This window comes from Actinoplanes sp. TBRC 11911 (genome assembly GCF_012933445.1).
In the GTDB taxonomy this organism is placed as follows: domain Bacteria; phylum Actinomycetota; class Actinomycetes; order Mycobacteriales; family Micromonosporaceae; genus Actinoplanes.
In genome coordinates this window covers 92549-106436 of record NZ_JABBNC010000005.1, presented here as the reverse complement: position 1 = coordinate 106436, position 13888 = coordinate 92549, and the positions used below count along the sequence as shown (strand labels likewise).

Here is a 13888-nt window from a genome sequence, read left to right as displayed (position 1 = left end):
GGCGGCATCTGCGGCAGTATTGCCGATCGTGGAACGACGGAATCTGCTCCGGGCGGCGCTCGCCGCGCCCGCGGTGCCGCTCATCGGGTCGCCCGGCCAGGACGCCGCGGCCGACCCGGCGAGCCAGCGGTTCACCCTGGCGGTGCTGCCCGACGTGCAGTATCTCTTCGACGCCGGCAACGCCGACCCGGCGCCGCTGCGGGCCACGTTCGCGCATCTGCTGGAGCGCCGCGGCCCGGAGAACATCGTCTTCCTCGCCCAGCTCGGCGACCTCACCGAGCACGGCACCGCCGACGAGATGACCCTGGTCGGGGATGCCTTTCGGGCGGTCGACGGGAAACTGCCGTACAGCGTGCTCACCGGCAACCACGACGTGGACTACACCACCGACGACGGGCGCGGCCCCACGCCGTACCTGGGAATCTTCGGTCCTGATCGGTTCCGGAGCGCGGCGAGCTTCGTCGGGGCCAGCGCCGACGGCTACAACAGCGCCCACCGGTTCACCGCGGCCGGGCGCCCATGGCTGGTGCTCGCCCTCGACTGGCGTACCTCCGACGGCGGCCTGGCCTGGGCTCGCGGCGTGCTCGCCCAGCACCGCGACGTGCCGACCGTCGTCACCACCCACGACCTGGCGTTTTCCGACGACGACGGGCGCGCCTTCCTGTCCCGTAACGGGCAGCGGCTGTGGCAGCAGCTCATCCGCGACCACGACCAGGTCTTCCTGACCCTGAACGGGCACGACTGGCCGCCCGGCCGGGTGGTGCTGACCAACGCGGCCGGGCACGACGTGCACGTGCACAGCACCAACTACCAGGACCGCTACTACGGCGGCGCGGCGATGATCCGGCTCTACCGCTTCGACCTGATGCGCGACGCGATCGACGTCGAGACGTATTCACCCTGGCTGCGCTCGCGGCCCGACCCGACCCCGATGGAGGCGGAGAACGTCGAGCTCAGCACCGACGTCGACCGGTTCAGCATCGCGGTGGACTTCGAGCGGCGCTTCCCGGCGGCCCCGCTGCCGCCGCCCCGGCCGGCGAGCGCGCTGATCGACCGGGACACGGTCGCCTACTGGCGGTTCGACACCCCCGGCCAGTCGGTCGCCGACGGCGCCGGGGTGCGCGATCAGACCGGCCACGGCAACGATCTCTTCGTCCGCCGGTTACCCGGCAGCTCGCCGGCGGTGCTGGCGCTGACCACCGACCATCACGTGGGTGCCCCGGCGCACGCCAGCCTGCGCTTCGACGGCGGGCTCGCCCCGGGCCGCGGCGGCATGCTGGCCACCGGCGCGAACGCGGCGCTGAACAGCATGACGTTCCGCGACGGGTACACGATCGAGGCGTTCGTGAAGCTGCCCGAGCCGTTCGTCGGCGAGCACGCCTGGATGGGCGTGTTCAGCTGGGAGAGCCGCAGCGGCGACGCGGGCAAGCACAGCGGCTGGACCACGCTCGAACCGACCTGCAGCATGAACCTCGCGCCGGACCGGTTCCTGCAGTTCGTGCTCTACCCGGCGGACGGCGACACCAACACCACCGCGTGGAGCCACGCCATCCCGACCGGCGAGTGGCAGCACCTGGCCGTGGTCGGCGACGGCAAGCACTCCGTGGTGTGGGTGAACGGCTCCCGGATCGCCCGCAACCCCCGGCAGCCGTCGCGCGGGATCGCCACCACCGGGCGCCCGTTCGTGCTCGGCGCCACCTCGTTCGACTTCGCGTACGGCCAGGGGTTCTACGGCTGGATCGGGGACGTGCGGATCACCGCGCGGGCGCTGCCGCCGTCCGCGTTCCTGCCCGCGGGACGGTTCCGGTAGTCCGGTCGGCGTACCCGCCGTCACCCGATCATCCAGTTCCGATCCGCGCCGGGCGGTCCGACACAGAGTAGGTGACCACCCTGGCTCCACGACCGGCCCCCACCACATAGGCTGCACCCGTGGCCGAGGAGCAGATCAGCGGGGACGGTGAGCGGTTGCGCCGCCTCGAGTCGGTCACCGACGCCACGCTGTCCCGGCTCGACGCCTCCGACATGCTCGACGAGCTGCTCGACCGGGTCCGCGACCTGCTGGACGCCGACACCGCCGCGATCCTGTTGCTGGACGCGCACTCGCGCCAGCTCGTCGCCACCGCCGCCAAGGGCCTCGAGGACGAGGTGCGCCAGGGCTTCCGGGTCTCGGTCGGCGAGGGCTTCGCCGGGCGGGTGGCCGCTACCCGCGGCCCGATCGTGATCCCCGAGGTCACCCCGGACGTCGTGGTCAACCCGATCCTGCTGGAAAAGGGCATCCGGTCGCTGCTGGGCGTGCCGATCTTCGCGGCCGGGGACGTGGTCGGGGTGCTGCACATCGGCACGCTGTCGCCGCGCGACTTCACCCCCGACGACGTCCAGCTGCTGCAGCTCGCCGCCGACCGGGCCGGGGTGGCCGGCCGGATCCGCACCCAGAAGCTGGAACAGGCCACCGCCCTGGCCCTGCAGCGCAGCCTGCTGCCCACCCGGCTGCCCGCGGTGCCCGGCGTCGAGCTGGCCGCCCGCTACGTCCCGGGCCACGACTTCGGCATCGGCGGCGACTGGTACGACGTGATCCCGCTGCCCTCCGGCTGGCTAGGGGTGGTGATCGGGGACGTCTCCGGGCACGGCCTGGCGTCCGCCGTGGTGATGGGCCGGGTCCGCAGCGCCCTCCGGGCGTACACGCTGGTCACCGATGATCCGGCGGAGGCGCTCGCGCTGCTCGACCGCAAGGTCCACCACTTCGAGTTCGGGAACCTGACCACGGCGATCTACGCGATGATCTCGCCGGACCACGCGACAGTGATGCTGTCGTCGGCCGGCCATCTGCAACCGGTGCTGGCCGTGCCCGGCCGCCCGGCCGCGCTGGTGGACCTGCCGATCGACCCGCCGCTGGGGGTGGGCCGGCACACCGCGCCGCGCCGGACCACGACGATCGAGCTGCCGCCCGGGGCGGTGCTGGTCTGCTACACCGACGGCCTGGTCGAGCGGCGCGACCGCGTCATCGACGAAGGCATGGAACGGCTGACATCGATGGTGACGCCGGCGCCCGCCGAGGCGTTGTGCAACCTCATCATGGCGGGCGTCGCCACCGAACAGCCGACCGACGACGTGGCCGTGCTGGCCGTCCGCCGGCTCGCTTAAGAGACGCGGGCGCGGATGTCGCCCAGCCCGCGGGCCACCAGGAACTCGCCGCCCTGAGCGATCCGCGTCCAGCCGCCGTCCGTCCACTTGCGCCACAACCGCCGGTCGGTTCGGACGGTCACCCGCGCCGACTGCCCGGGCGGCACCGTGACGGCCGTCCAGCCCACCAGCCGCACCGGCTCGTCCCGCTCGACCGGGCGCAGGTAGACCTGGACCACCTCGCGGCTGGTCCGTTTGCTCTTGTTGGTGACGGTCGCGGTGATCGACGGGGCGTCGCCCAGCACCAGCCGCACGTCGGAGTACTCCCACCGGCCGTAGCCGAGCCCGTGCCCGAACCAGAAGGCCGGCTCCGGCGCCCGCCCGGCGAAGTGCCCGCGGTAGCCGATGAACGTGCCCTCGTCGTAGCGCAGCTCGCCGTCGACCGGGGTGACCGACCAGGCCGGTGCCTTCTCGTCCGCGCTGGGGAAGGTGGACACCAGCCGGCCGGCCGGCTCGATGTCGCCGAGCAGGGCCGCGGCCACGGCGTGCCCGCCCTCCTGACCGGGCAGCCCGGCCCAGAGCACCGCGTCCACCCGGGACAGCCACGGCATCACCACCGGGGTCGCGGCGTTCACCACCACGACCGTGCGGCGGGCGGCCCCGGCGACGGCCTCGACCAGCGCGTTCTGCGCGCCCGGCAGGTGGATCGTGGACTTGTCGACCGACTCGGTCTCCTGCTCCTCGGTGAGCCCCACCACGACCACCGCGACGTCGGCCTCGGCGGCCGCGCGGACCGCGTCGTCGATGACGTCCACGGTCTCCCGGGAGGCGACCCGGCCGATCAGTCCGAACAGGCCGGGCCCCGGTTCCAGGGCCACGGTGGCCTCGAAGATGTCGCCCTCGATCGCCATGTACGTGTCGGTGCGGTACGGCGGGGTGAGCACCTCCTCGCCGAAGTTGCCGCCCGCGACCCGGAGCGAGAACTCGTGCATGCTGTCGCCCAGCGTGACCCGCCAGTCGCCGACGCCGAACACACCGAGGTCGACCGGCCCGGTGTACGCCACCCGGCCGCACAGCCGCGCAGTGGCGACCGTGCCCTCGAAGTCGTCGTCCATCCCGATCATCGTCTTGGACTGCGCCGCGTGCCGTCGCTCCAGCTCGTTGCCGGCCGCGTCGAACAGGGTGACCTCGATACCCGCGTCGCCCGACGACGGCGCGGACAGGAAACCGCCGCGCGCCGGGACCGGGCGGGTGCGCACCTCGACGCCGTCGACCACGGTCACCTTGTCGCCGAGCAGTTCGGCCAGGCCCTCGGCGACACTGACCTGGTACGGCGGGTTCACCTGCGCGGAGCCGCCGCCCATGTCGATCGTCTCCACGGCGTGCCGGCCGATCAGCGCGAGCGTCTTCGAACGGTCCAGCGGGAGGACGTCACCGTCGTTCTTCAGCACGGTGATGCCACCGGCGGCGAGGCGGGTGAGTTGCTCACGGCGTACGTGGGAGGAAGGGGTGGGAAGGTCCTGGGGATAATCGCGCGGGGTGCCGAGCGCGCCCACCCGATCGGCGAGCCGCAGCAGACGGTCCAGGTGGTCGTCGATCACCGACTCGTCGACGGCGCCGTCGCGTACCGCCGCAACCAGAGCGTCGCCCCACGGACCGTCCGGGCCCGGCATGACCAGATCCAGACCGGCGTTGGCGGCGTCGGCCGCGGTCTTCGCCGCGAACCAGTCCGACATGACCAGGCCGTCGTACGCCCATTCGCCCTTGACGACCTCATTGATCACGTGCTCGTGCTCGGTCGCGGGCACACCGTTGACGTCGTTGTAGGCCGCCATGATCGACCAGGCCCGGCCCTCCTCGACGGCGATCTCGAACGGCAGCAGGTACAGCTCGCGCAGCGTGGCCTCGTCGACGACGCTGCTCATCGTGTTGCGCTCGGTCTCCGACTCGTTGGCCACCAGGTGCTTCAGGCAGGCGGCGACGGCCAGATCCTGCAGACCCCGCGTGTACGCCGCGGCGAGCTTGCCGGTCAGCAGCGGATCCTCCGAGTACGCCTCGAAGAGCCGGCCGCCCAGCACCGAGCGATGCAGGTTGATGGTCGGGCCCAGGACGACGTGGATGCGCTGCGCCATCGCCTCCTCGGCCAGCATCCGGCCGACCTCGTACGCCGTGCGCTCGTCCCACGCCGAGGCGAGCAGCGTGGCGTTCGGGAAGAGGGTGGTGACGGCGCCGCCGACGAACTTCAGCCCGCGTACGCCCGTAGGGCCGTCGGAGAAGTTCATCGCGGCCAGAGCGATCGATGGCTCCGCGTGCAGGCTGAACGCCGACGCGCCGGTGAGCAGCCTCACCTTGGCCGGCAGATCGAGGGACTTGATGAGATCGGCGTGCTCGGACGTCATGCCCTTCATGGTTACACGTGTAAGTTAGGATGTCACTCGCGAGTGACGTCGTGCGGGGGTGATGGCGGTGACCGGTGGCCGGCGGGTGACCTCTGCCGACGTCGCACGCCTGGCCGGAGTCTCCCGGGCGACCGTCAGCTATGTGCTGAACGACACTCCCCGCCAGTCCATCTCGGCGCTCACCCGCGGCCGGGTGCTGGACGCGGCCGCCGAGCTCGGCTACGCCCCGTCGGCCGCGGCGCGCACGTTGCGCACCGGGCGTTCCGACGTGGTGTTGTGCCTGCTGCCGGACTGGCCGATCGGCAGCGAGGTGGGCGCGCTCCTCGGCAGCCTGTCGACGGCGCTGGCCCGGGAGGGTCTGACGTTCGTGGTGCACCCCGGTAACCGGGAGGACCGCCCGATCAGCGAGATCTGGAAGGCGATCACACCGGCGGCGGTGATCGCCTTCGACGACTTCTCGGACGCCGAGATGACCGCGATGCGGGCTGCCGGGGTGGCGCCGGTGGTGGCGCTGTTCGGCGGGGCACCGAGTGGTGTCCGTGCGGCTGGTGTTGTCGGCGTCCCCCAGAATGCCGTCGCCATGCCGGGCGCCGCTCTGTCCGCCGCCGGCGGCGCCTCGACCGCTGCCGGGGTTCTGGGCCGCGAGGGTGCCGCCGCCGGTGCCGCCTCGACCGCTGCCGGGGTTCTAGGCCGCGAGCGTGCCGCCGCCGGTGCCGCCTCGACCACTGCCGGGGTTCCAGGCCGCGAGGGTGCCGCTGCCGGTGTATCGGGTGTTGCCGTGACCTCGGCGTATCAGGATGTGGCCGGGTCCGGACGGGTGGGCCTGGACGTGCTGGCGCGGGCGGGCGTCCCGGACCTGAGCAGGGGGAGTGCTTTCCGCGTACGCGCGGGGCGATCGCTTGACATGCCGCAGCAGCTGATCGGCCGCCGCCAGGCCGAGCATCTCGCCGCCGCCGGTCACACCCGAATCGGCTATGCCGCGCCCGACGACGCCCGGCTGCGGATCTTCGCGGAGCCGCGGCTGGCGGGCGTGCGGGCGGTCTGTCACGCCGAGGGCCTGGCCGCTCCGGCGATCGAGACCGTCGCGCTGGACGCCGCCCAGGCCGCCGACGCCGTACGCCGCTGGCGCGCCCAGGGCGTCACGGCCATCTGCGCCTACAACGACGAGGTCGCCTTGGCGGTCCTGGCCGGCATCCGCGTCGCCGGCGTGGCGAATCCGGCTTCGGCCGGCGCTTGCCAGGAATCAACCCAGGCCGGTCTTGTGGGCGGCGTTCTTGCGGTGATCGGGGTGGACGACATCCCGGCCGCGCGCCTGGCCACGCCCGCGCTGACCACGGTGACCACCGACCAGATCGCGCTCGCCGCGCACCTGGCCGCGAGCGTGGTCGCCGCCGTGAGTGGTCAGCCCGCCCCCGCGCTGCCGGTCGCCGACCTCGTGCGGGTGATCGTCCGCGAATCCGCGTAGTGATGGTCTTACATGAAACCCACAGCTAGGACACACCCGTGATTCAGGCCACGGGACGAGTGTGAGGGGTGTACAAGAGTTCCCGAAGGGGGATGCACCCCATGCTCGTGAAGCTGAACAGCAAGACCGCCGACCACGTCTTCACCGCCACCGCGACCGACCTGCCGATAAACCAGGAGACCCTGTCCGGCGGCCCGTCCGCGGTCGTGGCCGTGTTCGGTCACCTGAACCGGGTGGCCGCCCTGCAACAGCATTTGCCCGCCGGCTGGACGATGCGGCAGGCGCCCGATTTGGCCGACCTCCGCGCCGACGAGCTGGTCCTGCTGTCCGGCGCGACGGTCGACCAGGTCGCCGCCGCGCGGTCCGTGTTGCCCACGCGCACGCTGGTCGTCGCGGTGGTCGACGAGCAGGCGCCGGGCGACTTGGTCGCCGGGGTCCTGACCGCCGGCGCCGACGTCTGCGTCCGAGGCGGCCAGCCCGCGATCCTGGCCGGCCACCTGATAGCCGGCCGCCGCCGGCAGCGGGCGGGCCACTGGGCCCGCCTGGACAGGCAGCGCCCTCGGTAGACGGCTGGCAGCAAACGCGGTCGCCGGCGGGTGGCTACGAGTCAGCGGCCCGCCACCCGAGGCTCGTCGACTACGCCAAGCTCGGATCCGGCCACCGCACCCGCCGGACGAAACGTTGCGGGGGATGGCAGGATCCCGGCATGTCAGTGAAGCTTCGACCGGTTCGGCGGCAGGATGTTCCCGGGCTCACCGGTCTGCTGGGCCAACTCGGATATCCGACCACCGAGGCGGCCGTGCACGAACGACTCGACTACTGGTTGGACGACCCGTCGACCTGGCTCATCGGCGCCGACGACGATGGCGATCTCGTCGGCGTCGCGGCGCTGGGCGTCCTCCCGATGCTCGAGTTGACCGGCAAGCTCGGGCGCCTGCTCGTGCTGGTCGTCGACGAGCGCTACCGCGGCCGGGGCGTAGGCCAGTCACTGGTCGAGGCCACGGAAGAGCAGGCCCGCACCGCCGGCTGCGTAAAGATGGAGGTCACGAGCAGCCGCCACCGAACGAGAACCCACGAGTTCTACCAGCAGCTTGGCTATGAGGACATATGCGCGTCCTCGGCCCGCTTCGTCAAGAGCCTCGGTGTTTAGCTTCGGTCGATATCTCGTCGAGCTTGCGTCGTCCGTGGAGTCGCTGGTAACCGAGCGCGGGTGCGTTCGGCCGCGCGAGTGGTGGAGCTTGGGTGCGTGTGATCCGCTCGAGTCGTGAGCTTGGGATGCCGTTGGCGCCCGAGTCGTGGGCTCGGGGCGTTTCTTCGCTCGAGTCGTGAGTTTCGAGTGCGTTTGCGAGCGATTCCCAAGGTCGGGTGCGTCTGACTATCCGAGTCGCCGGCGAGGAGTGAGCTCTGCCCATTCAGTTCCGAGCGGCCCGCCCGAAGTTGTCTACGAGACGCCCGGGTTCGTCCGGCGGGGCGGGCTGACGTTGATCTCGATCAATCCCGCCATGTGGGCATCGCGGACCGCATCGTGTAACTGTTCAGCTGGTTCCGCCGGCCGGGAGTCCCCCTGCGAGGCGGCGCCGCCAGGCCCGGGCAGGTCCGAGCTCCCCACAGTGGGCGCCCCACTCGGGTGTGGGAAGTCGCGACGCCTGGGGGGCTGTGGTTGCCCACACCGCGGCTACCCTCACCCCCGTGTGGGGAGTCGCGACGGCGGGGAGTGTGCGGTTCCCCACGCCGCGGCCAGTCCCACCCCCGTGTGGGGAGTCGCGACGGCGGGGAGTGTGCGGTTCCCCACGCCGCGGCCAGTCCCACCCCCGTGTGGGGAGTCGCGACGGCGGGGAGGCTGTGGCTCCCCACGCCGCGGCCAGTCCCACCCCCGTGTGGGGAGTCGCGACGGCGGGGAGTGTGCGGTTCCCCACGCCGCGGCCAGTCCCACCCCCGTGTGGGGAGTCGCGACGGCGGGGAGGCTGCGGTTCCCCACACCGCGGCGACCCACAGCAGGTGTGCGGACCTGTCACGGCCGGAACGTCCCAGCTCCCCACAGCGGCGGCCCTCACAGGTCCGCCACGGAAGGCCAACGCATCGGAGGGTGAGCGGCGCGAGAACCAGCTGAACAGTTCCGCATCGTGGGCTTCCTGGAGACCTTGGAGAGTTGCGCCCACATATCGACACCCACATATCGACCACAACTCTCCAAGGTTCACTCTTGGCCGGGAATGCGCGGCGGACAAAAGCCGTATGGCTGGGCTAATCGACGTCTACAGTAGACTCGGGTTCCGCATTTTGGGCGTGGATTCACGATGTGGTCGCTGGTCCCAGGATGCGGGCGCCGGTCCCAGATAGTGGGCCGGCTTCGCGGTCGGCGCGGTCTGGCGTTCCGGGGCGGCGCTGCTGGCTGAACGTGCCGGTGCCGCGTGGTCGACGGCGTCGAGGTGCGGACCCGCCCGGTGCGCCTTCGCGGGGTGGCGCTGCCGGCGGAACGTACCGGTGCCGCCTTCGCGGGGGCCGAGGCGGCACCGGTACGAGAACTAAGCGGCCGGTGTGGCGCTCGGCCGGGCCTGCCGCAGCACCATGCAGACGTCCAGGGCCTTCTTCACCGTCGGGTCCGCGGTCGAGAGGTTCTGCAGGTCGGTGACGCCGTGGTCCTTCATGCAGTTCTGGAAGGCCGCGTTCTGCGCGCCACCGCCACCCGGCCGGTTACCGCCGGGGCCGAAGCTCGGCCGCACCGACGCGCACGCGTCCTGGGCCTTCTGCCATGTCGCGTCGTCGACGTCGGCCGGCTTCTGGAAGAAGCCACCGGCGAAGCCACGGCCGCCGCCGAAGCTGCCGGACGGGCGGGGGCGCGGCATCCCGGACGGGCGCGCGCCGCCGGACGGACGGTTCCGCGGGCCGCCGGACGGCCGGCCGCCGCGCTGGCCGGGACCACCGGATGGGAGGCTGATCGTGACGCCGTTCTTGTTCAGACAGTCCACGTAGGCGGCGAAGGCGTTGTTGCCGCCACCGCCGTTTCCGCCGCTCGGGGACGCGGAGTCCGAACCGCTGCTGCCGCCACACGCGGCGACGAGCAAGACCGCGGCGGTCGCCACGACCAGACCCGCCGCCTTCCAACTGAGTCTCGGCACGATGCCCCTCTTCCTCGACGGTGTCGCATCACCCAAGCGGGCGAACCTCGCCGCCACATCGGTCTCACCTCGGAATCACCTCGGAGCGGGGGAGCGGCCGCTCCTAGGCAACTCCCAGGCAGGACCGAGGCTCCGGCGAGGACCAGCCGCAACACTTCCGGGCCATGGGTGAAGCACTGGCCGGTCGCCGGCGCTGGATTTGGCTTGCCGCGGCCGTGGTCGTGCTCGTGCTGATCGTTTTCGGGGTGATACGCGCCACCGGCGCGGGTGCCGAGGCCAAGCCGGCCGCGCAAGCTACCGCAATGGTTGACCGTGGCGACGTGTCCACACAGGTGGCGACCACCGGAACGGTCCAGCCGGCGCAGACGCGCAGCCTGTCGTTCGCGGTGGCGGGCACGGTCGAGAGCGTGTCGGTGCGGGCGGGCACGACCGTCAAGGAGGATCAGGTACTCGCGAAGGTGGACGACGCCGACGCGGCCGAGGCGGTCGACAACGCGCGGAGCGCCCTCGACGACGCCGAGACGGCGCTCGACAAGGCGCAGTCCGACGCCTCGAAGCCGCCCACCACCGCGCCGTCGAACTGCGGACGCAACGTTCCCGCGGCGTACGTGAGCAGCAGCAAAACGCCGTCGCCGAGCGCGAGCAGGCCGAGTGGGTCGCCGACCGCAAGCCCGAGCCCGTCGGCCACGAAGGCGCGTCCGAGCACCACGAGCCGGCCCACGCAGACGAAGGCCGGCGGCCAGGAGACGTGCGACACCACCGGCAGCCGGCAGAACGCGCAAGGCGGGCAGAACCCGCAAGGTGGGCAGGACTCGATCCTGAGTGCCCAGCAGCGCCTCACGCAGGCCAACACCACCCTGCAGAACGCCGAGGATGCCCTGGACGGCGCCACCATCAAGGCCCCGATCGCCGGCAAGATCCTCAGCGTCGGCGGCAACGTCGGCAGCCAGGTCGGTGCCGGGGCGACCTTCATCACCCTGGCCGACACGTATGACATGCAGATCAGCGCGCAGTTCCCGGAGGCCGACGCGGATCACCTCGCGGTCGCCCAGAAGGCCGTGGTCAGCCTCGCCGACCAGCCGGGCACCGAGTTCAAGGCGACCGTGGTGCAGGTGGACCCGACCGGGACCAGCGACGGCACGATGGTTCGCTACGGTGTCGTGCTTGCCTTCGTCGACGCCCCGAAAGACCTGCTCGTCGGCCAGAGCGCGGCGGTGAAGGTGACCACCGGCGACAAGGCCGGCGTGCTGCGGGTGCCGAGCACGGCGGTGCATGACGTGGCGGGGGACACCGGGACCGTCCTCAAGGACGACACCCCGGTGAAAGTCGGCATCGGGCTGCGCGGTGACCAGTACACCGAGATCACGAATGGTCTCAACTCCGGCGAAACCGTCGCGCAGAGCTGGTGAGGGTCCAGGCGATTCACGCGGAACTCATAGGGAATTCCTAGGCTCCGTTGATATTCCTTCGTGGTGCTTTCTGAACCCCGTTCCTCCGTCGCCCTGAGTGAGCCCCCGGCGCGGGCCGCCAGGATCCTCGTCGTCGACGACGAGCCGAACATCTCCGCGCTGCTCAGCGCCACTTTGCGTCTCGTCGAGTTCGATGTGCGGGTGGCCGAGACCGGTCATTCCGCGCTCGCCGTGATCGAGGAGTTCGATCCCGATCTGGTGGTGCTCGACGTGATGTTGCCCGATCTGGACGGTTTCGACGTGGCCAAACGGCTGCGCAGCACCGGCCGCCGGGTGCCGGTGCTGTTCCTGACCGCGCGCGACACGGTGGAGGACCGCATCTCCGGGTTGTCGGCCGGCGCCGACGACTACGTGACCAAGCCGTTCAGCCTGGAAGAGGTGGTGTTGCGGATCCGGGCGATCCTGCGGCGCACGCAGCCCGATCTGGAGGGCTCGGCGGACAGCGGCGTGCTGCGCTACGCCGACCTGGAGATGAACGAGGACGCCCACGAGGTCCGCCGGTCGGGCCGTCTGATCGACCTGTCCCCGACCGAGTTCAACCTGCTGAAGTACCTGTTGATCAACGCGGGCCGAGTGGTCAGCAAGGCACAGATCCTGGACCGGGTCTGGCGCTACGACTTCGGTGGCGACGGCCGCATCGTCGAGTCGTACGTCTATTACCTGCGCCGCAAGATCGACAAGACCGACCCGCCGCTGATCCACACGGTCCGAGGTGTCGGCTACGCGCTGCGAATGCCGCGCGGCGACGAGTAAAGCACGACGAATGATGAAGGCCTGGCGCCACTGGACGCTGCGATCGCGCCTGGTGCTCGTCGTCGGGGCCCTGGCCGCGATCGCTCTGATCATCGCGAACACCACCGGGCTCGTGCTCATCCGCAGCTACCTGCGCGACCGCATCGACCAGCAGCTGCTGGGCATGACCAGGCCGTTCGCGACCGCACGCCCCGACGTGAACACGGCGTTCCGCTTCCGCCTGCCCCGGCTCGGTCCGGACCAGGTCGCCTACTTGCTGAACGCGGACGGCTCACTCGACCCGCGCAGCTCGGAACGCGACGCGACCAGGCCGGACGTGCCACGCCTCAACGACGTCGTCGCTCGTGTGCAAGCCGGCAAGCCGTACACGGTCAGTTCGCATGACGGTAGCGCCTCCTGGCGCCTGATCGCCGTGCCGGACGCGCAGACCGGTGGTGCCGCCGTGATCGGCCTGTCACTCTCCGAGGTGGAGCAAACCACCGATCAGCTGATGCTGATCGACGCCGGCGTCTCGGTCCTGGTGCTCGCGCTTCTGCTGGGCGGCGCCGCTTTTGTCGTACGCCTCGGCTTGCGCCCGCTCACCGAGATGGAAAGCCTCGCCACCGACATCTCGGCCGGTAACCTGTCCGGCCGGGTGGCCGCCGCCGATCCGCACACCGAACCGGGCCGGCTGGGTCTGGCGCTCAACTCGATGCTCACCCGGATCGAGACCGAGGTCGACGCCCGCACCGCCTCCGAGCAGCGGCTGCGGCAGTTCGTCGCGGACGCCTCGCACGAGCTGCGCACCCCGCTCACCTCGATCCGCGGGTTCGCCGAGCTGTACCGCCGCGGTGGCGCCACCCCCGGCCCGGCCCTGGACGAGACGATGAGCCGGATCGAGGCCGAGGCCGGCCGGATGGGCGTGCTGGTCGAGGATCTGCTGATGCTCGCCCGGCTGGACCGGCAGCGCCCGCCCGCGCTGCGCCCGGTCGACCTGCTGGAGATCGCCGCCGACACCATCCGGGACGCGCACGCCCGGGTGCCCGGCCGCCCGGTACGCCTCGCCGGTCTACGCGACGACACCGACACGTTCGAACCGGCCACCGTCCTCGGCGACGAGCACGGGCTGCGCCAGGTCGCGACGAACCTGGTCTCGAACGCGCTGCAGCACACCCCGGCCGAGGCCACCGTCACCGTCCGGGTGGGCCGGCTGCCCGCGCGGGCGCCCCGGTCGGCAAGTGTCGTCTCCGGTCCGCCGGCCGCGCACGGCGAACCCGGCGCGCTCGCTGTGCTGGAGGTGACCGACGACGGCCCGGGCGTGCCGGCGTTGCACGCGCCCCGCGTCTTCGAACGGCTCTACCGCGCCGACTCCAGCCGCACCCGGGGCAAGGGCGGCGGTTCCGGTCTCGGCCTGTCCATCGTGGCGGCGATCGTGCACGGTCACGGAGGGTGGGTGGAACTGGACGCTCCGCGCGGGGGAGGAGCCACTTTCCGGGTGTTGCTTCCCACCGACGGTGACGCCGAGTAGAGCTTCCTAGCTGGCTCCGAGCTTGCCCCGAAGGTCCTCCGAGCCGGTCCGGCCAC

The 13888-nt window shown here is 71.6% G+C and carries 9 protein-coding genes and 1 pseudogene; 8 read left to right on the top strand and 2 right to left on the bottom strand.

Annotated features, from left to right (window positions below):
- Nucleotides 1-28 precede the first annotated feature (28 nt).
- Together HH310_RS09980 and HH310_RS09975 are read left to right on the top strand one after the other, a co-directional pair.
- Nucleotides 29-1810: a LamG-like jellyroll fold domain-containing protein gene (locus HH310_RS09980; RefSeq protein ID WP_169175171.1), complete on the top strand. Its 1782-nt coding sequence runs from the start codon at nucleotides 29-31 to the stop codon at nucleotides 1808-1810.
- Nucleotides 1811-1929: 119 nt separating this feature from the next.
- Nucleotides 1930-3141, top strand: coding sequence for a SpoIIE family protein phosphatase (locus HH310_RS09975; protein ID WP_312033941.1), 1212 nt, complete (start codon nucleotides 1930-1932; stop codon nucleotides 3139-3141).
- Here the strand turns inward: HH310_RS09975 and HH310_RS09970 are convergent.
- Nucleotides 3138-5519 carry a beta-glucosidase gene (locus HH310_RS09970; RefSeq protein ID WP_169175170.1) on the bottom strand — a complete coding sequence of 794 codons (2382 nt, stop codon included), beginning with the start codon at nucleotides 5517-5519 and terminating at the stop codon, nucleotides 3138-3140. The genes HH310_RS09975 and HH310_RS09970 overlap by 4 nt on opposite strands.
- A gap of 85 nt (nucleotides 5520-5604) precedes the next feature.
- Between HH310_RS09970 and HH310_RS43675 the strand changes: the two genes are divergently transcribed.
- The 3 genes from HH310_RS43675 to HH310_RS09950 all read left to right on the top strand — a co-directional run bounded on the left by HH310_RS43675 (nucleotide 5605) and on the right by HH310_RS09950 (nucleotide 8134).
- Entirely contained in the window at nucleotides 5605-6984 is a 1380-nt protein-coding gene (locus HH310_RS43675; RefSeq protein WP_312033940.1) for a LacI family DNA-binding transcriptional regulator, read from the top strand.
- Nucleotides 6985-7085: 101 nt separating this feature from the next.
- On the top strand, nucleotides 7086-7550 hold the full coding sequence (locus tag HH310_RS09955) for a hypothetical protein (protein ID WP_248293859.1): 465 nt from the start codon (nucleotides 7086-7088) through the stop codon (nucleotides 7548-7550).
- Between the two features lie 140 nt (nucleotides 7551-7690).
- Nucleotides 7691-8134 carry a GNAT family N-acetyltransferase gene (locus tag HH310_RS09950; RefSeq protein ID WP_169175169.1) on the top strand — a complete coding sequence of 148 codons (444 nt, stop codon included), beginning with the start codon at nucleotides 7691-7693 and terminating at the stop codon, nucleotides 8132-8134.
- A 1375-nt stretch (nucleotides 8135-9509) separates the two neighbouring features.
- Here HH310_RS09950 and HH310_RS09945 read toward each other — a convergent pair.
- Nucleotides 9510-10103, bottom strand: coding sequence for a hypothetical protein (locus tag HH310_RS09945; RefSeq protein ID WP_169175168.1), 594 nt, complete (start codon nucleotides 10101-10103; stop codon nucleotides 9510-9512).
- A 164-nt stretch (nucleotides 10104-10267) separates the two neighbouring features.
- On the opposite strand from HH310_RS09945, the gene HH310_RS09940 reads away from it, so the two are divergent.
- The 3 genes and pseudogenes from HH310_RS09940 to HH310_RS09930 form a co-directional block, all read left to right on the top strand.
- Nucleotides 10268-11512 carry an efflux RND transporter periplasmic adaptor subunit gene (locus HH310_RS09940; RefSeq protein ID WP_169175167.1) on the top strand — a complete coding sequence of 415 codons (1245 nt, stop codon included), beginning with the start codon at nucleotides 10268-10270 and terminating at the stop codon, nucleotides 11510-11512.
- Between the two features lie 63 nt (nucleotides 11513-11575).
- Entirely contained in the window at nucleotides 11576-12325 is a 750-nt protein-coding gene (locus HH310_RS09935) for a response regulator transcription factor (protein WP_312033957.1), read from the top strand.
- Nucleotides 12326-12338: 13 nt separating this feature from the next.
- Nucleotides 12339-13876, top strand: a pseudogene (locus HH310_RS09930) (sensor histidine kinase); the annotation flags it as partial.
- Nucleotides 13877-13888: the final 12 nt, after the last annotated feature.